Raw genomic sequence first — 26,019 nt, 5'->3', positions numbered from 1 at the left:
CCGAAGCCATTGCGCGGGAACGACGTCGACTCACGGAAGACCGCGCGATGGTCGAGGCCAGGGTCGACGACCTCCGCCGGGAAATCGACGCTGCCGGGTGGCCGGGCGCGCCGCGCCAGGTCCGGGAGCGGGTCGAGACCGTCCGGGTCGAACTCCGCAACGCCGAAGCCATGCGGGACCGAATCGACGACATGCTCGCGTCCCTCGACCCCGACTCCTCGGAACGCATCGGCAGCAGACCCTTTGACGGTGCGGCCGACGGCACAGGCCCGGAGGCGGCTTCGCGGTACGACCTGCCCGACGGACTGTCGCTCACTCGCGGCGAGACCGAGATATTCACGCTGGCGCGAAACGGGTTGACGCACAGCGACATCGCGGCGACTCTCGGCATGCCGGAGCGCGCGGTGTCGGCCGCCCTGTCCACGGTCCGGCGCAAGCTCGCGCAGCGGCGGGCGCAGTTGGTGGCGGAGAGCCGTCTCGCCGACCCGTCCGTGACCTCCGAGTCCGGCCGTTTTCGCAGCGCCATGTACGCCGCACTGGTCGGCGCCGACCAGCCGGATCCGCGCCGGCTGATCGCGGAGGCGAGCGCGGAGCAACTGGAACGTCTGGTGAGCCCGGTGCGCTCCGCTCGCGAGAAGACGCGCGGCGCCATGATTCGCACCATGACGTTGCTCGCCGCGCAGCGTTCCGTGCAGGCGCTCGCGGACGAATACCACCGGACCCAGATGGAATCGGCCGCGGCGTTGGCACAGGCGAGTCCGGCCGACCTGCAAGCGGCGTTGGACGAACTGGACCCGGTCGAACGGCGGATCGTCATCAATCAGTTCGGACCTGAGACCTCGCCCGCCACCTTCGAACCCGAGGGCTCCGTACGCGGCTCCCGCGCGGTCGATATCGTGCGCCGGCTCGCCGCCTCGATCGCAGACCGTGCGGGAACCTCCGCCGAAGGCCCGGCGAGCGACCTGCTCACCGCGGTGCGGAAGACGAATCACGCTATCGCTCAGACATATACGACGAACGAATGTCTGACGGCGGTCGCGGAACTGGGAGATCTGCGGGACTCGGGCCGTACGCCGGAGAACGAGTCCGCCAGCTGGAAGCTCGCTGCCGGTGGACCATGGTTTCGACGAGGAACAGCGGCGAATTGCCGACGAGGCACTGCGCGCGGGCGGCTTCGACCACGCGGGCGGCCTGCAACGCTGGCACAATCGCCGCCACACGGCGTCCGCACAACGCCGTGCGACCGAGAACGGGGAGTGGTGGGACTCGCTGCGCGATCCCGCCGCACCCGGCGGGCTGAGCGCTACGCAGCGGGCGCTCATCCAGGTGTACCCGCACGAGATAGGCAACGCCGACGGCCTGCCCGCTGTCATCCGAGACCACGCCAACCGGCTGTCGATCCGCCGCCAACTCGACGAGTTCGTCGCGCGCAAGCCGGTCGGCACGGGAATGCTCGACTGGGTCCGGAACGCGCTCACGGTCGCCGAGCGCAAGCGGTTCGACAACCTGGTGCACATCCGGAATCACCTGCGGCAGATGGACCGTCAGGCCGCGGAGACGCCGGGCGGGCCGCCGCTGCACCTGCTGTCCTTCGACGCGGGCGCCTTCGGCGGCAAGGGCAAGGCCGTCGCCGCGCTCGGCAATGTCGACACCGCGCACACGGTGAATTGGCATGTGCCGGGCACGAATACGACCTCCGCTTCGCTGGCGTACCAGTTCGAGCCGCTGCACAACCTGTACAAGGAGACACTGCGCGTCGAACCGTCGCTCGAATTGGCCTCGATCATCTGGATCGGCTACGACGCGCCGGCCGGGCCGGTGAAAACCGGCTTCGTGAAGGCCGCTTTCCGGCGCCGCGCCCGGGTCGGCGGCGACCGGCTGGCGTGTGACATCGCCGCGCTGCACTCCACCCGGCGCCGCGCCGGAATCGCCGACCCCGATCAGCTCGTCAACCGGCTCTACGGGCACAGCTACGGTTCGGTCACCTTGTCGTACGCGGGCCGCGACGGCAGGCTCGCCGGTCTGATCGACTCGGTCATCCTCGCGGGATCGCCGGGCACGGGCCCGATCCACCATGCCGAGGAATTCGGCATCGGCGCGGACAACGTCTACATCTTCGCGTCGTGGCGGGACGTCGTCACCAAGTTCGGCGCGGATGAGCCCGGCGCGCACAGCCGCCTCCATCCCCGCCTCGGCCACGGTATAGATCCCGCCACCGAGGCTTTCGGCGGGGTGCGGCTCGGCGCCGAGTTCCCGTCGGACTGGGTCGGCGTCGAGACCGTGCATCAGGGCTACCTGCACTACGACGAGTCGACCGGGCTCCCCCACGAAGCCTTGGTCCATGCCGCGCACATCACCGCCGGGCGGGGCGCCACCCGCGAACGGGTGCCTCACCGCACAGCCGGGTCCCGGACATTCGGGGGGGTCAGCGACCCCGAGAACGGGCGTTACACCGAGCTCGTGCCCTCCGCTCGAAGTCCCGAGGAATCCGGGCCCGACGAGACGGATCCGGCCGCACGGCTGGCGGTCGCCCACCACGCCACCGAGCGCCGCGCGGAACTGCTGCGGGAACTGTCCGAACTGCTCGCGCCCGAGGGCATCGATCCCGAGGAACTGCTGCGGACCGGCTCGCCCACCTGGGAGACGTGGTTCGCCAGGTACCGGGAGGTGCGCCGCGACCTGGCCGGCATGCTCGAGATCGGCCGCGGCGCGGCGGTGGACGACCAGTGGCTCCGCCACGTGCTGGACGACTGGCGCGAACAAGACTGTGCGACACCGGAAATCCTCGCGGCCGGACGAGAGTTCGACCGGATGCTGCCGGTCGCGAAGCTGGTCGACGATATCCAGCGCCTGGACACCTGGGCCCGCACGGTCGAGGCGGTGGAGACCGAACTGGCCCGGCGCGGGGCGGAACTGTCCGGCCTGATCGGCCGGGCGCACGGACTGCTGCGGGCGGCCACCGACTTCCGGGCGCACGGAGACCTCGTCGGGGTCCTCGGCGCGACACTCGCGACGGCGGACCGGCTGGCCGCGGAGTGGCAACGCCTCGAGCGGCACGCGCGCGCACTCTTCGCGCTGGGGACCGCCGTAGCCGAGGACGAACGGACGTCGTTCGAGTCGTGGAACCGGCGGATCCTGGAGGCGGCCCGGCGCTATCGGGTGTCGTCCCTCGATTCGTGGCACGGGATGACGCTGCTGCACGCCCGGCTGCGCTCGCTCGAGGCGGAAGCCCGGGACCCCGAGCACGAGTTGTCGGCCGACATCGAGGAGCTGCGCCTGCTCGCTGAACGCGCGAAGGCGGCGGTCGAACGCTATGACACGACCCACCTGCTGAACGCCGATCTGGACGCGGCACTCGAGCTGGCGAATCGGGCACTGACCGGGGTGCCCGCCGCGACGGACGGGGCCACGTGGCAGCTGTCCCAGTTCCCCGATCGTGCGCCGTTCGTCGACACCCTGGCTGCCGTGCGGGACGATGTCGCGCACCGGCGGCAACGGACCGTCGTCGCGCTGCGGGACGATCCGCGCGGCGAGGACGAAATCGCCCGTGCGAGCGAGCGACTCGGCCGCATCGACACTGTGACGGCGGCGTTCGACGAGGCCGCGCACCAGAGCACGCTGGGCCGCGTGCGGCTCATCCGCCGGATGCACGAGCACCTGCGCCGGTATCCGCTGGACCGGCGGATGAATCAGGGAGCACTCGAGCCGGATTTGGCGACGATTCTCGCGGCGGCCCGCATCAGCGCGGCCGCGCTACCCGGCGACGAGTGGGCGGAGTGGACCCCCGCGCAGGTGCGCCGGCAGGTGGACGAGTGGCGGCGCGACGGTAAGCCGGCGCAGCAGGTGCAGCAGGGCGAGCGCTACCTCAGCCTACGGCTGCTGGCGGAGGCGTTCGAAGACGACAATCCGTGGAATCGCTGGTACCTGCGGCTCATCGAGCACGCGACCGCGCTCACACAGCTGATTCACGGCCGGCTCACGGCCGAGGACGAGCGCGCCACGGCCTACTCGCGCCTGCGCGAACTCGCCGCGTCCGGCGAGGTGGACCTGAGCCGGTGGCGTTCCCTGCCGGAACTGCGGGAAGCGTTGGACCGCATGGTGAAAGAGGAACTGCGCTGGCTGGGGTCGGTACTGGGTGCGGAGACCCCGGACCCGCTGCGCCGGCTGATCGAGGCTCCGGGGGACCCGGCCCCCGTCTCCGCCGTCCAGGCCGCTGTCGTCGAGGTCTTCCCGCTCCTCGCCGCGCGCCGGCCGGAAGACCTCGCGGTACGCGACCGCGCCGACCACTGCCTGGTGCTCACCACCATGGTGCAGGCCGCCGAGCAGATCGACGACGGGACAACCGAACTCGACAAGTTCGACGCCGATCTGGACGACTGGCTGGACGAGGTGATGGACACCGTCGGCCGCGCGGGTGGCCCGGCGATCGAGCCCGACGAATCGGACGGCACCATCGGCGCTCGCCCCTCCGACTCGGAACACGGTGCGCCCGGGGCGTTCTCGCCCGCCATGTCCGCCGCCGAGGTGCGCGCAGCTGTCGCGGGCACGTGGACCGACCCCCAGGGCGCACCGGCTGACCTTCCGCCGGAATTGACGAATGTCGCCGCGCTGCTGGTCGATTACGCGCTGCAAGTCTCCGGTAAGGACGGCGTGCGGATCACGTCGACGACGACTTCGACCGGCCTTGCGTACACCGTCCGCGGGTCCGTCGAAGGACTCTATGTCCCCGCGTCGTACAAGCCGCTGGTGGACAACTGGGGCGGCGAATTGTTCGGTGATTTCGAATGGACCGACCCGGGTGACGGCTCGGCCCCCACGTGGTCCGCGCGGCTGTGGGGAGACCGCAAGCGCTTCCAGCGACTGTCCGCGACCCTGCCCGCGCAATTGGCCGAATCGATACCGGGTTTCACTGCGCAGCAGACGGTTTCGGTGCTCGCCGAGGCGTTGCAGGTGGCCGCGAGCCGCAAGGGAGTCGGACGCGGCGGCGGCCTGGGTCTCGAATCAGGGGAAGGCCGTCTGCGGGTGCGGGTGGGCGACGGTGCCGCGTTCCTCATGGGAACGCCCGGCGTTTACACGCGGACGATCGACCCGGACGGCTCACAGGGCCCCTCGGATTTCATCGGCAGCAGACCACATGACCCGGCGATCCCCCCGATCGATCGGATCGAGCAGTTGGAAGGACGTCCGGGAGTAACGATCGAGCGGCTGACTTTCGCAGACGGCTACCAGACCATCCGCGAGACCTACGACGACGTGTGGGAAGCCATTGCGAAATGGACCGATACGTTGATCGCCCGCTCGGTCGGAGCGCCGGCCGGCGAAATGCGGATGGAACCGCCCCAGTACCACGTTCTCTACCGAGACTGGTCTGCCATCAGGCTGCGCGCTGTCCCCGATGCAGTCGATCGGCTCGCAATTTACGAGGCCATTACCGGACAGCGGACCGGCCTCGCCGAGGTTTTCGTGCGCGGTGCGGGCCGGCGCACGGTATGGCGGGACCATCACATTCCCCGGCAGACCATCGTCGACATCGGCCGGCATGTGAGCGCGCTCGGGGACATGCTGTGGCAGTTGCCCTTCCCCGACGCTGTCGTCAACGCGGCGCTGAAGATGCAGGGGGAGGCGATGGATGCGCTGCGCGAGATCGCGGAGCACGCCGGGAATCCGCTGTTCGCGGCCGGGCTCGACGACGCGGCGAAAGCCAAGACCCGGCTGGTCGAAACGTTCAAGCTGAAGCATCCCTACGTCGAAGTCGCCGGGTTCGACACGCCCTACGTCATGGAGACCGCGGTAGAGCAAATCCTCGGAAAACTGGACGAGCTCCTCGACAAGTACCGATACGCTCCCGGCCTCCGGAGACTCATGACGAATATCCGTGCGCTACGGATAGATTTTCTCCCTTCGGCGCGTGCCGAAGCCAGCGGTCGGCGAGACAAGAAAACGGATCCCCTCGAGGGCACGGAAATAACGTTCAGCCTGAGGTGGGCCGGCGACCGAAGACTGGGCGAGGAGGGCGCCCGCGATAAAGCATATTGGAGAGCGAAGACGATCGACGGACAGCCGTACGCGGACACCGCCCTCCACGAATTTGTGCACGCGATCGACCAAGCGTCGAATTACGAACTCAGCGACAATCTGCTCACTGTGCTGCGCGACGCGCACTGGAAACTGAGACAGCAGGGCCTGATCGAGAGTTTCGACGAATGGCTCGGCCGCCTGCCCGGCAATGCTTACTACCCGCATCTCACCGATGTGCGGGCTCGGCAGGAGGCGCTCGCCGTCGGGTTCGCCGACGCGGAAATCGGCGGGACCGAAGTCGGCACCCCGCAGTGGGTGATCCACGAGTACGTCACCAATCTCCAACCACCGGAAATCAACTGGAATACCCGCATCGGCGCCGAGGTCGACTACTCCGACTCCGTCGGCAGCCGTCCGGCGGATTCCCCTGACGACCTGATCGGCGCCCGCCCCGCGGATTCCGAACCGCCCGGCACGCCGCGGCAGCTCGAGCACACCCACTCCTGGTGGACCGACCTGCCCGACGATGTGCTGCCGCCGAATCAGGAGGTAGCCGATTTCGCCGCGCGGCACGGATATACGTGGTCGCAGGCGACGATGGTGTGGGAGTACCGCGATGAGCTGGGCACGCTTCCCGGCATTCCGACGGCGGCCCGCCGACAGGCGAACGAGTGGGCGGCGCAGTCGGCGACGAGTCCCGATGCACGTCTCATCGCGGCGCTGACGGGCATTCCGGAGTCCGGCGTCCCGGCTCCCGCACAAACGTTACGGCACGCCGAATTCGACACCGGCGAATACGAATTCGTCCTCGGTGAGGATCCCGAGTGGGCGGACAAGGTCGTATATCTCGCACTCGACCGTGCCGCCGACCCCGCCGCCGAGTATTTCGTCACCGCCGCCGAGCTGGCTCGGCGTGTCCGGCAGCTCACCCCGGACCTGCGTGTCTCCGTCGTGGCCTGGCGGCGCGGGCCCGAGGGCGATGACGCGGAGTCGCAGCGCACGCGCGGACTGCTGCTCCGCCGACAGATCCTGGCGGACAACCACTATCGACGCCTGGTGAACCCGACGCCGGCCGACGTCACGGTGGTGGCGGCGGGCACCGGCTGTCTCGCCGCGACCGCCACCGGCTTGTCTCCCGCGGACGGGGTGCACGCGGTGGTGCTGGCCGACCCGCGCCCCGGCGTCGGCTCCCGCGCAGAGTCGAATGCCGGTGCGCCGGTGCGTATTCTGTCGTCCGAACCGACCGGCGAATGGCTCTCCGCCGGTGCGGCGGCCGCCTTGTTCCGCGCCGCGTCGCCGGGTGAGTCGAGTGCGCAGGCGCGCGAACGAGGTAGGGCCAACAGCGCCGTCGCCAGCGAATTCGTCCACCCGGACGGGGATTCGGCCGACTGGGCGCAGCTGCCCGAGCTGCTCGGCGATGTCGACGGCATGCCCGCGAATGTGCGTTCCGGCATCAACGACGCGAAGATCTCGCGCGCCATGAGGTCGGAGGGGCCGGACTCGGTCGCGACCCTGGTCGCGGATGCGGTGACGATGTCTCGGACGTGGGCCGACGAACACGACATCGTGTTGCCGCACACCTACTCCGCCGCCATAGCCGACCCGGACCGCGCCGACGTGACACTGTCCTTCGGTGACCTCGGCACGCAGCTGCCGCTGTCCGCGGAACTCGCCGACCTGTTGCCATCCGGGAGACCGGCACGGAAGGTGCTGACCTTCGTGTTCGACGTGACCGATGACCCGGCGACGCTCGCCGCCCAGGCGGTGGCCGCCGCCGCCCGATTCGCCTGGGCGCGGCACAGATACGGCGATCACCAGGTCGCGATGCTGGCTCACCTGCGATTCCGCCGCTCCGGCGCCGAGGACACGGAGTCGTCCGAAGAGCTGGCGCGCCGACTCGTCCGAGGGCTGGATGCCCTGCAAGGGGCGCGGAAGCGACCGGCCACACTGTGGGTCGAGGGGAGCGGACAGACCGGTCCGATCGTCGCCGAGATGATCCGTGCCGACGCGGACGAGCCGGCCGGGGAGGCCGTGGTCGCGGCGGCGCACGACGACTCCGGCGTTTCCGACGACCCCGGCGCGCGCATGGCGGAGGTGCTGCCCGAACTGTGGCAGTGGGAACTCCGGTACCGCGAGGCGGCCGAACGACTCGATCGGGAACTCGCGGGAGACATCGTCGCCGCCCGGCGGGACGCGCTCCGGCAGCGCCGCGACCACATGAGCGACTTGGCGCGCGGAATCGCCGCGGCGGTGACCCGATACGTCGAGGCGCAGCAGCTGCACGAAGCCGCGAAATCGCGCACGCCGGCCGAATCGCTCTCCGGCGCAACCGGCCCGGCCGATCTCACGCGGCACAACGCGCGCGTCACCGAATTGATCCGGGCGAGCCGACAGCACCACAACCTGGCCTACAGGCTCCTGGTGCTGCACCAGGCGCACACCGACTTGGCAGCGCTGGAATCCTTCCACGACCACCGCCTGCCCACCGATCCGCTACTCTCGCTTGATTGTTCGGACCCCGAGATCCACGCGATGGCCGCCGCCCCGGACCCGGTACACGACGATCGGACGCGGCCGGAGCCGGAACGCCTCGACCGGGCGTTCGGCGAACCGGATACCTCGGGGCTGTTCCCGCTCCCGTTCGGCCTCGCCGAAGACCCGGCGCACGGCCACCCTGACCGCATGCGGTGGCTGCGCATGCGGCAATTCCTCACCGACCTCCGCGTCGGTGAGTACGGCCTGTCCGAAGACGCCCTGTTCGCTCACGTCGAGGCCCACCACACTGCCCTCCGCCAACTCCGAACCGTTCTCCGTGACCATTTCGGCTACCCCGCCGCACCCGGCGGTCCCGAAGACCTGATCGGCAGCCGCCCGGCGGAGGACCACGAACTCTCGTGGCGTGCGGAGATGCTGCTGGCCGCCGGCGCGCTGGGCGTCGACCCCGGGTTCGCGGCGCCGGATACCGACGGACGGCGTCAGCTGGAGCAGCTTCGAGACGGTGAGCTGCTCGAGTTCAGCCGTGAGCGACGGGCGGCGGGCGATCCTCGGCTGGCCGGTGATCCCGATGCGGTCCTGACCACCGAGGAGATGGAAAGCACGCTCGCGCACTTGGATTCGGATCCGCTCGCCACCGGGCAGCAACATGCCGTCGGCCGCCGCTGGCGGAACGCGCACCGATTGCTCACCGCGACAGACGAACTCGACCGGCCGACGGGGATCGCACCGCCGGATGAGGGCGTCCTGGATCGGTTGGCGACGGCGATCGAGCTGTGGCGCACGGCCACCGGCGCAGAGTCCTACCGGGAAGCCAACAGCGCCGCCTACTACCCGGAGTACGTCGCGACCTCATTGGGTGAGGTGGACGCGAACACCTGCCGCGCGGTGCTGCACCGCTACGACGAGGTCGACAGAGCGTTGCAGGCCCTCGGGTACGCGTGGAACGAGCGGCGGGACGGGAGCGGGTCGGCCGCCGTCCTCGACGCCTTCACCGGAGGCGTGTGGCAGCACGTCTTCACCGAGCTCGAACCGGCGACCCTGCACACGCTGCCGGCGGCGATCGATACGGTCGCCGCCGCGGTGCGCCCGTTCGTCTACGGTCTCGACGAACTGCCGATGGCGATGCTCCGCGCGTACGCCCTGCTGGATCTCGAGCGCCGCTTCCTGTACAAGCTGGTACCGAGCCTGCGTGCCAGAGCCGACCGTCCCGACGACAGTCCGGCGCCGACCGACCACATCGGCAGCACACCGTCCTCGGACGACCACGGCAGCATCGGCGCACGGCCGTGGCCCGAGCGCGTCGCGGCGGGCTGGCATCCGAGCGATGATCGGGGCACCGGACCGCGGGGTCGGGGTGGCGCCCCCGACGTCGGCTGGCTCACCTCCGTATTGGGCCCTCTCGCAAGGTATTTCGATGTCTCCGGGGATCGGGCCGCACTCGCCGACCGGGCCGAGGACACCCTCGCGACCGACTTGTTGCCGCTGTGGCACCACCTCGGCGCGCTCGCCGCCGAATTCGAGAACCGGGGCCTGGGGCAGTGGTACGAGCGGACCATGCTGGATCTGACCGGCCGGATTGTCTCAACGCCGGTCGGGCGGTACCGGAATCTGTACGCGGCCGCACCGGGCGACATGGACGACAGGTATTACCCCGTCGGCGCCCGCGGCGAGGTCGATCTGTCCGGAAAGCTGCTCAGTGTCTTCATGACCGGGCCGGGCACGCCGTCCGGCGGCGCGATGTTCGAGGACGTGTGGCGCGAACTCGGCGACATCGTGCACGGAATCACGGACTATTGGGCCCGGGAACGCTTCGGGCTCACCGACAATCTCGACTCGTTCAACGCCGCCGTACGCAGCGGACTGTCACCCGAGGACGCGGCGCGCACCGCGACCTTCACCGGCAAGATGGCGCACCGGCGCGGGTTCACCGAGGTCGTCATCGACGTCCTCGAGGGCGAACCCGGTAACTACTACAGAGTCGAGCTGACCTACGTCCGGCCCAGCCGACTGCGCGAAGTGCGCTGCCACACCCTGGGCCACCAGGCCGGAGTCCGGCACCCCGAACTGCTGAACCGGGCGGGTTGGACCGCCGAGATCGCCCGCCTGCGCGAGCACGCCGCCCGGGAATTGCGCGCCAAACGCCGGGTGGCGGCCGGCGCGGGGCTCGGCGCCGAGGCCTGGGCGAGTGCCGCGGCCGCGACGGAGGCGAGGATCGGCATCATCGAGCGGCTCGCCGAGGAGACCGCGCGCTGGTGGGCCGAACAGGACGCCCGCGACCACGCCGCTGTCGCCACGGTCGCCGCCGACCTGCTGCGCCGCCGGCCCGGCACCGTGCGCGTGGCGCCCGGCGTCGTCCTGCTCCCCGGCCACACCGTCGCGGTGATCGCGGAAGAAGGCCACCACGACGACGCCCTCACCGACATGCTCCTTCGTAATCCGGCCCTGCGCGCCGGTCTCCGGTCCGCGGGCTACGACGTACTCAGGTTGAAACCGGTTGTACAGCAAGACAACTGGGGGAACACCCATGTGTGGGCGGAAGAACTGGGCACGACCCGGGCCGGGAACGGCTCGGTGGGACTCATCGGCGAGCGCGGGCGGCCGACGCCGTGGACCAGGCGGCAGGCGGGGTCCGAGTCGCGGCCGGTGTCCAGGGAAAGCGAGAACGGGGAGGGACACATCGGGAGTCGGCCGGTGCCGAATGCGACGCCGTGGTCGGCCGCCGTGAACGACGAGGCAATCGGTGCCCGGCCGCATGATGCGACGGATAGTTCTGGGCGGGAGGCGGTTCCGCACCCGCATGGGTACGACCGTGGCGAGGATTGGTTGGGTGCGCTGCGTGTCGCGCTTCCCCATCTGCGCGAAGAGATAGACGCGATCCTCGAATTCCCCACGGGGGCCTCGAACGCGATCGGCGAGTTGCGTGCCCTGATGCGGCGGGAGCCGGCGGTCCGGCGGCTGTACTCGGCGCTGGCGCAGCACTTCTTTCCCGCGCTCGCGACCGTGCGCGGGCCGGTCGTCGGCGCGGGGCTGCGGTTCTTCCGGGAGCAGGCCGGTTTCCGGCCCGGCGGGTTCGCCCATCGGCTCGGCGTGCTGGAAGTGACTGTCGCCCACCGGGAATCGTCGGAACGGCTGCCTCCCGCCACCACGGCGTGGCAGGCGCATCTGCGGGCGCTGACGGCCGGAACCGGTCCCGTCGACGACAGCGTGGAGGTCGGCGCCTGCCTCGGGGTGCTGCGGGCGCGAGTGGGCCTGCCGGTGCGGTTCGTCGCCGAGAAGATCGGCGTTCCCGCGGAGGACGTCGCGGACATCGAGGCGGGCCGCCGACGGCCGGAGCGAGCCGACGCGGAGGCGTACCTGCGCGCCCTGACGCCCGGCAAGCCGCGTTTCCCCGAGGGCTACCGGCACACCGGCGAATTCCTCAGGTTCCTGCGCGACGACGCGGGTGTGTCGCTCGCGGAGGCCGCCCGGCGCGCGGGCATGTCGAAAGCCATGGTGGTCAATCGCGAGTCGAGACGGGTGCTTCCCGCACCGGAGTTCGTGGAGCTGTACCTGCGGGAGTACGGGCAGGGTGCGGTGTCGTCGGCCGAGATCGCGGAATTGTCCGGCGCCCCGACGCCTGCCCCGCCGCCTCGCACGGGGGTGGCGCCGCTCGAGTGGATTTTCCCGAGCGTGGCCGGCACCAGGTCGCTGGGGGAGTACATGGCGGTTTTCCAGCGGGAGAACGGGCTCACGACCGGGGTCACGAACGACCTGTTCGGGTATCACCGCGTCCGGCAGGACGAGTCACGAGCCGTCCGCGAGGTGACGGCCCTGAGTGCCTACGACCGCTTCCTGTTCCAGGCCGGTCCGTGGAACAGTTTCGCCGAAGCGTGGGGATACACCTACCGCATGGACCCGGAGGGCGAGCACTCGCCGTAGACCTCGCCGAGTCCACGGCCCCGCGGAATCACCGCGGGGCCGTGCTCGCCTCGCGTCAGTGCACGCTGCGCGGCTGCGGTCGGTCGGCCAGCGGGCCCTGGGACGATCCCGAGGCGGGCTGCGATTGCTGGTTCTGCACAGAGTCCGGCACGGATTGTGACTGGTCGCTCTGGCTGGAGTTCTGGGAGGACTGTGATTGGTCGCTCTGTACGGAGTTCGGGGAGGATTGTGACTGCCCGCTCTGGCCGGAGTTCTGGGAGGACTGTGATTGGTCGCTCTGCACGGAGCTCGGGGCGGATTGCGACTGCCCGCTCTGGCCGGAGTTCTGGGAGGACTGGGACTGGTCGCTCTGTACGGAGTTCGGCGAGGACTGTGACTGCCCACTCCGCCCGACAGCGTCGGCGCCGCCTTCCGGTTCGTCGCTGCCGTCGTCCTGCACCTGGACCAGCGGGATCGCTGCCGGCGCGGCCATGGTGGGCGCTGCGACCGCCAGCCCGGCGGGAACAGCGAGTGCGGCCAATGACGCGGCCGCGGCAGTGCGGATCTTCATGTGTAACCCCTTCTGTCGATGGGAAGTGGTACCCGTTCAGATCGAGCAGACCGGACTCTAAAGGCGCAGGCGGGCAGCGGTGGGAGGCTCGGTCACCTCGGCGATTGACCGTTATGTCCGGCTCGCGGCCGCGACGGACCGGGCGTCATCCGCAGGTATGACGCCCCGGCGACGACGTCGTGCTGTGGTCGCACGCGGAACCCACGTGCGGGGCGATGCGCCGGTGTACCCCGGCGGGGGAGGATCGTGACGCCGGATCGAGCAACGGAGGTCGTGCGTGAACCAAGCCCTGCGGGCGGAGCCGTCGGCGGCACCCGTCCCGGCCTTCGCCGGTCGAGCCGTACTGCTGGTTGCCGGTGTCGTGGCGCTTGCCCACTTCGTGTGCAGCCTCCGCGGCGGCTACTGGTTCGACGAGGCCTACATGCTGGCGATCGGCCGTCATCACCTGGACTGGGGCGCCGCCGATCAGCCGCCGCTCGCACCGCTGCTGGCCGCCGGGCTGGATCGGCTCGCGCCGGGATCGCTCGCCGTCCTCCGGATTCCGGCGATCCTCGCGACCGCGGGCGCGGTCGTCGTCGCGGCCCTCATCGCCAGGGAGTTCGGCGGCGATCGGCGAGCACAGCTGCTCACGGCTGTCGCGCAGGCGACCGCGTTGTGGATCACCATGGCCGGGCATTGGCTCACCCCCTACGCACTGGAACCGGTGCAGTGGCTGCTCCTGATCTGGCTGCTGGTGCGCTGGCTCCGGGTGCGTGACGACCGGCTGCTGCTCGCGAGTGGCGTGGTCGCCGGAGTCGCGGCCGAGACCAAGTTCCAGGTACTGCTGCTGGGTGCGGTATTGCTGTGCGCGGCAGCGATTTTCGGGCCGCGCGAGTTGCTGCGCCGGCCGCTGCTGTGGGCGGGCGCGGCGATTGGGCTGCTGCTCGCGCTGCCGACGCTGCTGTGGCAGGCCGGAAACGGCTGGCCGCAGTTGCACATGGGTTCGGTGGTGCTCGCGGAGGCCGACGCGCTCTACGGCGGCAGGCCCGGTGTGGCCGTGGCGCTCGTCATGATGGCCGGTGTCGCGGGAACCGTGCTGGCGCTGTACGGATTGTGGCGACTGCTGCGTGCCGAGGAACTGCGCGACTATCGCTTCCTGGGGGTGACCGCGGTGGTGCTGTACGTCTTCTTCGTCGTCGCGGTCGGGCGGCCCTACTATCTCGGCGGCCTCTACGGAGTCCTGTTCGCGGCCGGTGCGGTCGGATTCCAGCGGCGCCGCCTCGCCGGTGGCCGCTACGGCTGGGTGGCCTGGCCGGCGGTGGCGCTGAGCATCGCCGCGGCTGCGGGCATGCTGGGCGTCGCCGCGGTCTCCGCCGATTCCGCCGTCGGGGAGTCGATCGCCCGGCGCACCGCCGCGGCCTATCGCGAACTGCCCGCGGCGGAGCGCGCGAACACGATCATCATGGGCCAGTCCTACATCGTCGCCGCCTACCTGGATGTGTACGCGCCCGACCTGCCCACCGCCTACAGCACCAACCGCAGCTACGGATACTTCGACCCGCCACCGGAATCGGCGCGCAGCGTGCTCTACGTCGGCGAGGCCCCGGATGAACTCCGGGACCATTTCGCCTCCTGCCGCAAACTGTTCGACGACGATGAGGAACAGAACCAGTGGCTGTGCGGCGACCGGCGCGAGCCGTGGCGAGAACTCTGGCCGCGGCTCCGGCACCTCGATCTGGCCTGAGGCGCCCCGGCCGCCGCCCTAGCGCAGTTCTTCGATCACCTTCGCCAGAGCCGTCATTCGCGGCTCGGCGACGGAGTAGTGGGTGACTCCGTAGGCGTCGCGGTAGTGCCGCAGCGTGTCGGCGATCTCTCGCGCGGATCCGTGCAGGAAGCCGGGCAGATAGCGCAGCTGATCGTTGGACAGGGTCCGGTTGAACATGCGGGCCAACGACAGATCGGGCTCGTCGTAACCCCGCACATCCACCCCCTGCACGGTGAGCCCCAGCTCCAGCCCGGCGAAGCGCTCCCCGGCGGCGGCGCGGACGAACTCGACGCGGCGGGCGAGCGCGGCGGTACCGGCGTCCTCAGAGCCGATGTCGTCGCCGACGGGTACCCCGGCGAGCGCCACGGTGTCGGCGTGTTGGGCCGCCACCCGCACCAGGCGGTCCCCGCGCCCGGCGACCAGCACCGGAATCGCGCGGCGCACCGGCGGCTGATGGTCGTTCGCCAACAGACCGCGAATCTCGCCGATGGTCTCACGCAGGTTGTCGATCCGCTGCCGCCCGCCCGGGAAGGGCAGCCCGGCCACCTCGAACTCGGGTTTCGCGAAATCCGGCCCCGCGCCGATCCCGAAATCCAAGCGCCCGTCGGTGAGCTGGTCCACGGTGGCGACGTCGCGGGCCAGCAGTGCCGGCCGGTAGAACCCGGCGTTGAGCACCATGGTGCCGACCCGCACCCGCGTGGTCGCCTCGGCCATGGCGACCAGCGTCGGGAACGGCGAGGTCATTCCAGATGGTCGGGCACCTGGACCACGTCGTAGCCCAGATCCTCTGCGCGCTGTGCCTTTTCCCGCCACTCGCCCCGCGAACCGGCGGCGGAGAACCCGACGGCGAACCGAAAAGGACGCGATGTCATGTCGTTTCGATCATGCTCCACCCTCGCACGGTAGCCGATCCGCAGCCCGCGGCGTCCGCCGAAGGTCCTCACCCATGGCCGTTCGTTCTCGGCTGTCGGGAGGCGAATCTCACAGTGGCCCTCGAAGGAGGGTGAAGTCACATGCGCGCCAAAGGGAACGGGGCCGCGTTTCTGTTACGGTGATTAACCGGAGAGACGCTCCGTTTCAACTGGTGGAGGATCCCTGACCCATGGCGCGTGTGAAGTCTCGCCCGCACTACAACGTCGTCTTCGCGGTACTGCTGCTCGGGATCTCCGCGTACGCGCTGCTGCAGTCGATGGTCGTGCCGGTGCTCTCGGTGCTGATTCCCGCCCTGCACACCACGCAGAGCACGGCGACCTGGCTGATGACCGGCTACCTGCTGTCGGCCTCGGTCGCGACGCCGATTCTCGGGCGGATCGGCGACAAGGTCGGCAAGGAGCGGATGCTCGTCGTCACGCTGGTCGCGCTGACGATCGGTTCGCTGATCGCCGCGCTGACCGATTCCATCGGCGTGATGATCGTCGCGCGGGTGATCCAGGGCCTCGGCGGCGGCGTGATTCCCTTGGCGTTCGGCATCATTCGTGACGAGTTCCCCGCGCGCAAGCTGCACGGCGCGGTCGGAATCGCCTCGTCGCTGATCGCCGTCGGTTCCGGGGTGGGCCTGGTGCTGGCCGGGCCGATCGTCGACCATCTGGACTACCACTGGTTGTTCTGGGTGCCGATGATCATCACCGCGGTGGCCGCCGTGGCGGCGGTGCTGTTCGTGCCCGAATCGCCGGTGCGCAGTCCGGGCCGGATCAATTGGGGTGCCGCGCTGCTGCTTTCGGCCTGGCTGGTGGCTCTGCTGCTGGCGGTCAGCAAGGGACCGGCGTGGGGCTGGGGCTCGGGCCTGACGCTCGGCCTGTTCGCGCTGGCGGTGGTGACGGCGGCCGCGTGGATCGTCGTCGAACTGAAATCGCGGACGCCGCTGATCGATATGCGGACCATGCGCATCCCGGCGGTGTGGACCACCAACCTGGTGGCCGTGCTGACCGGTGCGGGCATGTACGCGATGATGACCTTCCTGCCCCAGCTGCTCCAGACGCCGAAATCCGTTGCGGGGTACGGCCTGAGCGCGAGCATCACCCAGTCGGGCCTCTACATGCTGCCGCTGTCGGCGGCCATGTTTGTCATCGGCCTCACCATCGGCCCGCTCTCGGCGCGGATCAGTCCGAAGTTCATCGTGCTGATCGGCAGTCTCATCACCGTCCCGGCGTTCGTGATGCTGGCGATCGGCCACGATCACAGCTGGGAGATCTACGCGGCCGGTGCCTTGATCGGCGTCGGTATCGGACTGGCGTTCTCTTCGATGCCCGCCATCATCGTCGCGGCGGTGCCGCCCGCCCAGACCGGCGCGGCCACCGGCATGAACGCCAATGTGCGCACCGTCGGCGGCGCGATCGGAAGCGCGATCTCCTCGGTGATCCTGACCTCGGGCGCGCAGACCGCGCACGGACTGCCCGCCGATTCGGGCTACTCCATGGTCTTCTGGTTCCTGGCCGGTGTGTCGGTGCTGGCGGCGGGCGCCGCGGTGATCGTGCCGTCGGTCCGGGCGCACGAACCGCACAGCGCGCAGGTGAGCGGCGCGGAACCGCGCTCGGCGGTGGCCGATCGGATTCCGGACGAGACGTTGCTCGCGGCCGCGAGATCGGCCCCGGAACCCGCGGTCTCGGCGGCGGTGGCGTCCGGTCTGGACAGCGAGACCCGGTTCATCGCCGGGCACGTGCGCCGCGAGAACGGCGAGCCGGTGCCGAACGTGGCGCTGACCCTGATAGATCAACGCGGGCACCAGGTTTCGCGGACGACGGGCGGCGCGGACGGCGGCTATCACCTCGAGGTGCCGGAGGCGGGTGACTACGTCCTGATCGGCGCCGCGAACGGACACCGGCCGGTGGCGGTCAATGTCGCCGTGGCCGCGCGGCCGCTGCCGGTGGATCTGACCCTGCCGAGCTCCGGACAGCTGTCGGGCACCGTGCGCCGGGCCGGCGCGGGTGAGCCGGTGGCCGGGGCGGCCGTCACGCTCACCGATACCCGGGGCGAGGTCGTCGGTGCGGCGGTCACCGGCGGGGACGGCGGCTACGTCTGCCGCGGCGTGCCGTCGGGAACGCACACGGTGGTCGTCGTCGCGCCCGGCACGCGGCCACACGCGGCGACGCTGACCGTGCCCGAGAGCGGTCTGCTGCGCTACGACGCGGAACTGGCCCCGATCGTGACATTGGCCGGTGCGGTGCGAGCCGGGGACCGCACGGTGCCCGACGCGCAGGTGACCGTGCTCGACGCGACCGGCGAGCCGATCGCCACGGCCCGCACCGACGACGAGGGCCGCTACCTGGTCCCCGACCTTCCCGCCGGTGAGTACGCGGTCGTGACTCGCGGTTATCCGTCGGTGGTCAGCAATGTCACGGTGGCCGGGGAGAGCACCCACGATGTTGAGCTGAGCTACGACCAGCAGCAGGCGCCGGTGCGGTAGTCGGCAACGGCGACCGGCGCCGCGACAGGCGCCGGTCGCCATGGGTCTTGACGGGAAGCCCGGGGCGGACGTACTTTTTGACAAAACAACAAAAACTGTCAAGAGGTCAAGAATGACGGTCGACGAGGTCGAGCGCGAACAGACCATCCTCGACGCGGCGGAAGATCTGCTGCTGCGGCTGGGGTACAACAAGCTGACGGTCGGCGATGTCGCCGATGCCACCGGCCTGCACCGAGGGCTGGTGTATCTGCGCTTCAAGTCCAAGGACAGCGTGGTCGAGGCGGTGGTCCGGCGTGAACTGGACCGGTACGCGCAACGCTGGAGCGAGCACCTGCGGACTGATCCGCAGGGCGGCAGCGTGGCCAGCGTGTATCGGGCCATGGCCGGGGCATTGGCGCAGCTGCCGCTGGCGGCGGCGATCGTCGCCCGCGACGAGCCCACCTTCGGCAAATATCTCCGCAAACCCGGCAGCTTCTTCGACCGCGCCGAAAGCCTCGGCACGAGCGAGTTCCTGTCGGACATGCAGGCGGCCGGGGTGGTCCGGCCCGAGGTGGACGTGCACGCCGCGGGATACATCCTCGATGCCCTGACACCGGCGCTGCGGCAGACATTTTCGACGCAGCGCGCACAGGCGGCTGCCCCGGACGTGCCCACCACCGGCGCCATGGTCGACGTGCTCGCCGAGTGGCTCGAGCTGGGCCTCACCCCGCCCGCCGACGCCGACCTCGAGGCCGGCCGCACCGTTCTGCTGGAAGGGCTTTCGCGGGCCCGCCGCAACCTGTCCGCCTGAATCCGGCGTAGAGAATCGAGAAGCATATGAACAGCTCTGTCCCGCAGGATGATTCGTACACGCTGCCGCTCGCGGACCCCGCCGCGACCCTCGACCGGGCCGGTGGCAAGGGCAGTTCCCTCGCCCGGATGGCCGCCGCGCGGCTGCCGGTGCCGCCCGGTTTCCACGTGACCACTACGGCCTACCGGCGATTCGTCGCCGCGGCGGGTCTGCACGACCGGATCCTCGCGGTGGCCGCGCGGGTGGCCGCGGACCAGCCCGAAACCTGGGCGGAGGCGGCGGCCGAGATCGCCGAACTGATTGCCGCGCAAGAGTTTCCGGACGAGGTCGCCGAGGAGATCGGCGCGGCCTACAAGCACCTGGGCGAGGTGGCCGTGGCGGTGCGCTCCTCCGCCACCGCCGAGGACCTGCCCGAGATGTCGTTCGCGGGGCAGCAGGAGACCTACCTCAACATCCATGGCGCCGACGCGGTGCTGGCTGCGGTCCGGCGCTGCTGGGCCTCGCTGTGGACCGACCGGGCCATCGGCTACCGGGCCCGCAACGACATCGATTCCGGCGAGGTCGCCCTCGCCGTCGTCGTGCAGGAACTGGTGCCCGCCGACGCGGCCGGGATCGCGTTCACCGCCGATCCATTGACCGGTGCGCGGGACGAGGTGCTGATCAATGCCGCCTGGGGACTGGGAGAGGCGGTCGTCGGCGGCCAGGTCACGCCCGACACCTTCGTGGTCGCCAAGGCGAGCGGTGCGATCGTGCGCGAGGAGATCGCCGACAAGCAGATCATGACGATCCGCACCCCGGACGGCACCCGCGAGGAACCGGTGCCCGCGGACCGGCGCGAGCGTCCGGCGCTGCGGCCCGAACAGGCGGCCGAGCTGGCGCGTATCGCGGTCCGGATCGAGACGTTCTACGGGCAGCCGATGGATATCGAGTGGGTGCTGCACGAGCAGCGGCTGTTCGTGGTGCAGGCCCGGCCGATCACGGCGCTGCCCGAGGCGCCCGGCGACGCGCAGTGGGAATTGCCCGATCCCAAGGGCAAATACACGCGGGGCAGCGTGATGGAACTGCTGCCGGAGCCGCTGTCGCCGCTGTTCGCGACGCTTGCGATACCCGCCTGGGAGCGGGCGACGCTCGCGCACTACCGCGAGATCGCGCTGCCGTACTTCGACCGGCCGCTGGCGGTCATCAACGGCTACGGGTACTACAACGTCAACTACACACCCGCGCTCTTGGCGCGAATGATGGTGGCGCAGCCGCGATTTCTCGCCCGCACGCTGCCCCGGTACCTGCGCACCGCCCCCGAGCGATGGCAGGCGGCGCGGCGGCGGTATCGCGACACGGCCGCGCGCCTGACGGCCCTGGACCGCACCGCCGTCCCCGCTGCCCGGCTGCTGGACGGCGTCCGCGAGATCGTGGCCGAGGCCGCGGACTACTACCTCGTCATCCAGGGCGGAGCGCTGCCGGCGGCGTACCTGAGCGAGTCGCTGTTCACCAAGGTGTACAACACGATCAAGCGGGCCGATGACCCGCCCGCCACGACCTTCCTGCTGGGTTTCGACAGCAAACCGATCCTGGCGGAGCAAGCGCTGTACGACCTGGCGCAGTGGGTCCGCACCCAGCCCGGACTGGCCGACCGGATCGAGGGCTGGTCCGCCGAGTCGCTCACGCACGCGCCGGACGAAGGCACGGGCGACGCCGCCGAGGCAGAATTCCGCGAGCGCTTCCGGGCGCACCTGGAGACCTACGGCGACATGGTCTACGACCTCGATTTCGCCAAGCCGCTGCCCGCCGACGACCCGGCAGCCCTGATACAGACCCTGCGCTATTTCCTCCGTGACGAGGCCGCCGATCCGGCCGCGCGCCGGTCGGCCGCCGGGCGCAGGCGCGCGGAGGCGGTCGGCACTCTCGAAGCGAGACGGCCGGGTCCGCGCCACGCGCTGGCGCTGCGCCTGCTGCACTGGGCACAGGCCGCGGCGCCGCTGCGGGAGAACGCGCTCGCCGATGTGGGCGCGGGCTGGCCGGCGGCGCGGCGATTGCTGTCCGAACTCGGCCGCCGATTGACCGCCGCTGGTGCCGTCACGACCGTGGACGACGTGTACTGGCTGGAGGCGGCCGAACTCGAGGCCGCGGTCGCGGCGCTGGATGCGACTGCGGCGCCGCAGGATTCGCGGTCGGCCGTCGCCGAGCGCCGGGCCGTCTGGCGGCGCCAGCGCACGCAGCGCCCGCCGGTTGCGCTACCGGTCCAGGGCGGCAACCGGATCCTGGGCATCGAATTCACCCGGGACCACGCACCCGAGGGGGATGCCGATTCCGGCGACACGATCAAGGGCACTCCGGGCAGTCCGGGCAAAGTCACCGCTCCGGCGCGAATCATCCACGGCCCGAGCGAGTTCGACCGAATGCGACCGGGTGACGTGCTGGTCGCGCCCATGACCACACCGGCCTGGACGCCGCTGTTCGCGCTCGCCTCGGCGATCGTCACCGACGTCGGCGGCGCGCTCAGCCACAGCTCGATCGTCGCCCGCGAGTACCACATTCCCGCCGTGCTCGGCACCGGCACCGCGACCGAACGCCTGCAAACCGGCCGGTTGATCGTCGTCGACGGCGACACCGGCGTGATCACCGTCCCCGAATCATGAATCATCCAGGAGGACATATGCGATCGGCATCCGCGGCCGAACTCGTCCCGTTGGCGGCGGACGATCCCGCACCGGGGCTGGACCCTACGCCCTACGGACAGCACACGGTGCTCCCGGAGGTGCAGGGCAATCACAACCTGGGCATGATCCGCAACGTCACCCGCCCGGCGCTGGCGGTGCACCGGCCCACCGGGGACCGAGCCACCGGCACCGGCGTGATCGTCTGTCCCGGCGGCAGTTTCGTGACCCTCACCGACACGGGCACGGCGATCGCGGAACGCCTTGCCGCCCAGGGCATCACCGCCTTCGTGCTGCGTTACCGGGTGCTGCCCACGCCCGTCGCCGACGAAGACTTCCTCGGTCGGTGGGAGACCGCGCACACCATGGACGACATCCGGCGGCAGTCCCATGTGGCCGTCGAGGACGCCGGGCGGGCGGTCCGCTTCGTCCGCGAGCACGCCGGGCGCTGGGGGATCGACCCCCGGCGCATCGGAATCCTGGGCACCTCCGCCGGGGGATTGCTCGCGCTCGCTGCGGCGACCTCGTACACCGGCGCGGACGACCGCCCGGACTTCGCGGCGCCGATCTACCCGCCCACCTGGCACGAGTACCGGGTCCCCGCCGATGCGCCGCCGCTGTTCCTCTGTTTCGCCGCCGACGATCCGGGTGACGGTGTGCTCGAGGGCAATCTCGCCCTCCACCGCGCCTGGCTGGCCGCTGACGCGCCCGTGGAGCTGCATGCCTACGAACGCGGCGGGCACGGGTTCGCCGAGCGGGCAATGGGTTTGCCGTGCGACACGTGGATGGACCGATATCTCGACTGGGTGCGTATGCACGGATTCTGATCGGCGGTACCCGGCCGGGTGGTCAATGGCGGCGGCCGGATGGTTCCATCGCGTGCAGCGCGGCGACCAGGTCGGTGACATCGGCGTGGTCGGGCCGGTAGCCGGGGAAATAGCAGCAGAGGTCGGAGGCGTAGTCGCCGTAGCGTTCTCGCAGTTGCTCCGCGCACTCCTCCGGCGTGCCGACGGCGCCGAGCGCGCGCACCATCGACTCGGTGATCAAGGCCCGCATCTCGGCGTACCGGCCCTGTTTGGACAGGCCGTTCAGCTCGGGTTGCAGGTCCGCCCAGCCCTCGGCCGCGAGGGTCGGGCGGTACGGCGGCGTCGATCCGTAGAAGGCGATCAGGCGGGCGACACCGTCGACGGCGGCCGTCAGCGCCGCCTCGGTGCGGCCGACCGCCACCATGGCCTGGGCGATCACCTCGAATTCGCCGAGACCGCGATTCGACCGCCGCAGGCCCTCCTTCATCGCGGGCACGGTGTGCTCGGTGAAGTGCTTGGTGCTGTTGAACGGCATGACCAAAAGGCCGTCGGCGAACTCGGCGGCCGTGCGGGTCATGATCGGCCCGAGGGCGCCCATGAGCACCGGCGGCGGTCCGAACGGGTTGGGGCCCGGGTCGAACGTGGGCGGCATCAGCGTGTGGGTGAAGAATTCGCCGCGAAAGTCCAACGGGGCCTTGCCCTCCCACGCGGCGAAGATGGCCCGGACGGCGGCCACCGATTCCGCCGTGCGCCGGGCCGGTCGGCCCCACTGGCTGCCGTAGCGCTTCTCGATGTGCACGCGCACCTGTGAACCGAGCCCGAGCCGGAACCGTCCCCGGCTGTACACCTGCAGATCGTAGGCGGCGTGGGCGAGGTGCAGTGGGCTGCGCGGCCCGGCGATCGCCACGTTGGTCATCAGTTCCAGATCGGTCTCGCCCGCGGCGACCACCAGGGGGAAGAAGATGTCGTGCGGCCCTTCGAAGGAGAAGATCCCGTCGGCCCCCGCCGCGGCGATGGCACGGGCGCTGTCGCGCACCTCGGCCGGCGAACCCTCGATCTGGAGATGCACTTTCACACGATGTCCTCACGGTCCGGCAGGCAACTGCCGTAGCAGTATGACGCCGGGCGCTCACGAACGGGGACTGCACGCTCCCGGCTGCGGCAGATCGCCGCAGGGTGTGTCGCCGTGGGAGCGCACGATGTCCTTGCCCGCTCGGTCGGTGAGGTAGCGGAGGAAGGCCGCCGCCAGCGAGTCGTAGGGGAGTTCGCCCTTGCTGTAGGCGTATTCGACACCCCAGAAGGGATAGTCGCCGGTGGCGGCAGCGTCGCGGCCGGGGCGGTGCGCATCGAGCGCGACCGGGACCACGCCGGGCGCGGCACCGGCCTCGGCGTACGAGGCGTAGCCGATCGCGCCGGGGATGCGGGCCACCGCCTCGAGCATGTCGCGGGTGAGCGGCACTTCGCAGGCGGCGGCTCCGGGCGGATCGGCGACCTGGACGGCACGGCAGCCGAACTGCGGCAGAGTGACCGGACCGCCCGCGAGCAGCCGTTGCTGAAAGATCTCCCGCGTGCCGGAGCCGAGCGCCCGGTTGATCAGGCGCACCGGCTGGTCCGGGCCGCCGAGCTGTTGCCAATTGTCGACCCGGCCCTGATACAGATCGCGAATCTGGCCGGTGGTCAGGCCGGGCATGCCGAGCCCGGCATGCACGATCACCGCGAACACGGCCATCGCCAGCGGACGCGGCACCAGATCGGGATAGCCGACGCCCTTCGGTCCATCGGTGACGGCGAGCAAACCGGAGTTCCCGCGGCCCTCCTCGTCCACCCGGGGCAGCCCGCGCTCGCTGCCGTCGAAGGCGAACGTGAAACGCGCTGCGGGGCAACCCTTGTGGTATGCGGCCGCGGCGTCACGGACCACCGGTTCGAACGCCGACGAGCCGACGAGCGTGAGTGCGCCCGAAACACAGTCCGGCGCAGGCGGATCGTCGCCGAGCAGGGCCACGGCGAACTGCGCCACGATCACGACGACCAGGAATGTCATGAATCCCAGCACCGTCCGGGAAAGCCCGGTGCGGCTGCGGGTTTCGGCGACCCGGCCGCCGGTGAGCTTGCCCCGCAGCACCGGAGCCGGGGATTCGCCCTCGCCCGCCGTGCGCTGGAGGATCGCGAAGATCTTGTAGTGGTCGTGCCGGTTCATCGGCACCTTGGGCAAGTCGATGATGCCGATGCCGTGACCGGAATCCACCCGGGCGCCGATACCGCGACCGGGTTCGAGATGGTCGCCGAGCGTCGGCTCGCTCAATTCGGTGACCGCCATGCCGACCACCCGGCGCTGCGGAAACTGCAGGTGCAGCCCGACCGGCCCGTCGGGCATCGCGTAATCGGTCCGGTCGATATCGGTGACGCCGTTGTTCTCGATCCGGACCAGCACGACCGACAGGTCCTTGAGTTCCGCGCCCGCCCGGCTGTCCTCCGGTCGTATCTGGGTCAGCACGCCCGGATAGACCGATTCGATCTCACCGGTCACGGGAGTGTCCATCTGCACCCGATAGCCGAGTTGTTTGCGGCGGATGACCACGAATTCCCACAGGAACGCGACCATCGACACCGCGAGCGCGACGAGCGGTAGTCCGATCTGGACCAGATAGTTGTCCACCTGGCTGTATTCCCCCCGAATGCGTTGTTTGCCAACCATGTTCGGCCTGCGCACGCGCCCCGGCCAGGTCCGACATGCGATGTTGGGCAACATTTCACCGGTTCGACAGCGACGGCCCCGTGCCTACGTCAGCGAATACTCCACGCGGGAGGCCGAATTCGCCCGCCGCCGGTCACGAATCCGTGGGGCGGGATCGGGGATCTCGCCGGGGCGGTAATTGGGGAGCCGTGCCGCGGGAACGACGGCCGTGGCGCTGACCGCGGCCAGCAGCAGCAGGCCGACCGCGGAGGCGAGATTCTGCGTGGTCCCGCGCAGCGACCCGACATCACCGGCGGCGGACTTCGGCGCGGCGGTGACCAGCACGTTGAACACCAGCGTGACCAACGCGCCCTGGCCGATCCCGAAGACGATCAGTCCCGCGATCGTCGGCAGCGTCTCCCAATTGTTGGTGACGACGTAGGCCAGCCACACCAGCGCGGTGGTGGTCAGCACGAACGAGAACACGCCGATGGCCCGGGGACTGTAGCGGCGGTAGAAGCGCACGATGAGCGTCGCGGTGAGGAAGACCGTCAGATTGAACGGCATCATCGCCAGGGACGTGTCGAACGGCGTGCGCCCCTGCACGATCTGGATGTAGAGCGGCACGGTGAAGTTCAGCGCCGCCTCCAGCGACACGACGACGAACATGGCGTAGACGGCGGCCCGCTCGCTGGACCGGCGCAGCACCGACAGGTCCACCAGGGGCACCCGTCCCGCGCGCGTGCGGCGGCGCGTCCACAGGAAGAAGGCCTGTCCGAGCACGACGCCGAGCAGGATCAGGATCGGGGCGGGGGAGACGCCGAGCACCTGGAAGGGAGCATCGTCGTCGGCGAAGAAGTCGAGCTGACCCGGTGGGGGCGACCTGGAAATCGTCGACCATGCCGCCCAGCGAGACGGGCAGCGCCGCCACATTGAACGACATCAGCACCTGCGCCACGAACAGGC

General features: G+C 70.3%; 12 protein-coding genes. 6 read left to right on the top strand and 6 right to left on the bottom strand.

Annotated features, from left to right (window positions below):
- Window positions 1-1,110: 1,110 nt before the first annotated feature.
- Window positions 1,111-12,432 (top strand): alpha/beta hydrolase, encoded by an 11,322-nt coding sequence (locus ACFMRZ_RS09210; protein WP_400178727.1) that lies wholly within the window; start codon window positions 1,111-1,113, stop codon window positions 12,430-12,432.
- Window positions 12,433-12,487: 55 nt separating this feature from the next.
- Here ACFMRZ_RS09210 and ACFMRZ_RS09205 read toward each other — a convergent pair whose 3' ends face one another.
- Window positions 12,488-12,982, bottom strand: a complete 495-nt coding sequence (locus ACFMRZ_RS09205) for a hypothetical protein (protein WP_400178726.1) — start codon at window positions 12,980-12,982, stop codon at window positions 12,488-12,490.
- A 277-nt stretch (window positions 12,983-13,259) separates the two neighbouring features.
- Between ACFMRZ_RS09205 and ACFMRZ_RS09200 the strand changes: the two genes are divergently transcribed.
- On the top strand, window positions 13,260-14,705 hold the full coding sequence (locus ACFMRZ_RS09200; protein ID WP_400178725.1) for a glycosyltransferase family 39 protein: 1,446 nt from the start codon (window positions 13,260-13,262) through the stop codon (window positions 14,703-14,705).
- Between the two features lie 18 nt (window positions 14,706-14,723).
- On the opposite strand, the gene ACFMRZ_RS09195 is transcribed toward ACFMRZ_RS09200, so the two are convergent.
- Entirely contained in the window at window positions 14,724-15,470 is a 747-nt protein-coding gene (locus tag ACFMRZ_RS09195) for a TIGR03621 family F420-dependent LLM class oxidoreductase (RefSeq protein ID WP_400178724.1), read from the bottom strand.
- On the bottom strand, window positions 15,467-15,598 hold the full coding sequence (locus tag ACFMRZ_RS09190) for a hypothetical protein (protein WP_400178723.1): 132 nt from the start codon (window positions 15,596-15,598) through the stop codon (window positions 15,467-15,469). The genes ACFMRZ_RS09195 and ACFMRZ_RS09190 overlap by 4 nt, the downstream gene beginning before the upstream one ends.
- Before the next feature lie 230 nt (window positions 15,599-15,828).
- On the opposite strand from ACFMRZ_RS09190, the gene ACFMRZ_RS09185 reads away from it, so the two are divergent.
- The 4 genes from ACFMRZ_RS09185 (at window position 15,829) to ACFMRZ_RS09170 (ending at window position 22,400) form a co-directional block, all read left to right on the top strand.
- Complete coding sequence (locus tag ACFMRZ_RS09185; protein ID WP_400178722.1) at window positions 15,829-18,129, top strand: MFS transporter; 2,301 nt, start codon at window positions 15,829-15,831, stop codon at window positions 18,127-18,129.
- Window positions 18,130-18,241: 112 nt separating this feature from the next.
- Window positions 18,242-18,919 (top strand): TetR/AcrR family transcriptional regulator, encoded by a 678-nt coding sequence (locus tag ACFMRZ_RS09180; protein ID WP_400178721.1) that lies wholly within the window; start codon window positions 18,242-18,244, stop codon window positions 18,917-18,919.
- 26 nt (window positions 18,920-18,945) lie between these two features.
- On the top strand, window positions 18,946-21,555 hold the full coding sequence (locus ACFMRZ_RS09175) for a PEP/pyruvate-binding domain-containing protein (RefSeq protein ID WP_400178720.1): 2,610 nt from the start codon (window positions 18,946-18,948) through the stop codon (window positions 21,553-21,555).
- Window positions 21,556-21,572: 17 nt separating this feature from the next.
- The gene (locus ACFMRZ_RS09170; RefSeq protein WP_400178719.1) at window positions 21,573-22,400 is read left to right on the top strand and encodes an alpha/beta hydrolase; all 828 of its coding nucleotides are present in this window, start codon (window positions 21,573-21,575) and stop codon (window positions 22,398-22,400) included.
- Between the two features lie 22 nt (window positions 22,401-22,422).
- Here the strand turns inward: ACFMRZ_RS09170 and ACFMRZ_RS09165 are convergent, their stop codons facing one another.
- The 3 genes from ACFMRZ_RS09165 to ACFMRZ_RS09155 form a co-directional block, all read right to left on the bottom strand.
- Complete coding sequence (locus ACFMRZ_RS09165) at window positions 22,423-23,454, bottom strand: TIGR03617 family F420-dependent LLM class oxidoreductase (RefSeq protein WP_400178718.1); 1,032 nt, start codon at window positions 23,452-23,454, stop codon at window positions 22,423-22,425.
- Window positions 23,455-23,508: 54 nt separating this feature from the next.
- Window positions 23,509-25,074, bottom strand: coding sequence for a substrate-binding domain-containing protein (locus ACFMRZ_RS09160; RefSeq protein ID WP_400178717.1), 1,566 nt, complete (start codon window positions 25,072-25,074; stop codon window positions 23,509-23,511).
- An 84-nt stretch (window positions 25,075-25,158) separates the two neighbouring features.
- Window positions 25,159-25,986 (bottom strand): MFS transporter, encoded by an 828-nt coding sequence (locus ACFMRZ_RS09155; RefSeq protein WP_400178716.1) that lies wholly within the window; start codon window positions 25,984-25,986, stop codon window positions 25,159-25,161.
- Window positions 25,987-26,019: the final 33 nt, after the last annotated feature.

Source organism: Nocardia sp. N2S4-5 (genome assembly GCF_044628355.1).
In the GTDB taxonomy this organism is placed as follows: domain Bacteria; phylum Actinomycetota; class Actinomycetes; order Mycobacteriales; family Mycobacteriaceae; genus Nocardia; species Nocardia wallacei_B.
The sequence above is the reverse complement of the archived record's forward strand: the minus strand, read 5'-3'. Positions and strand labels throughout refer to the sequence as shown.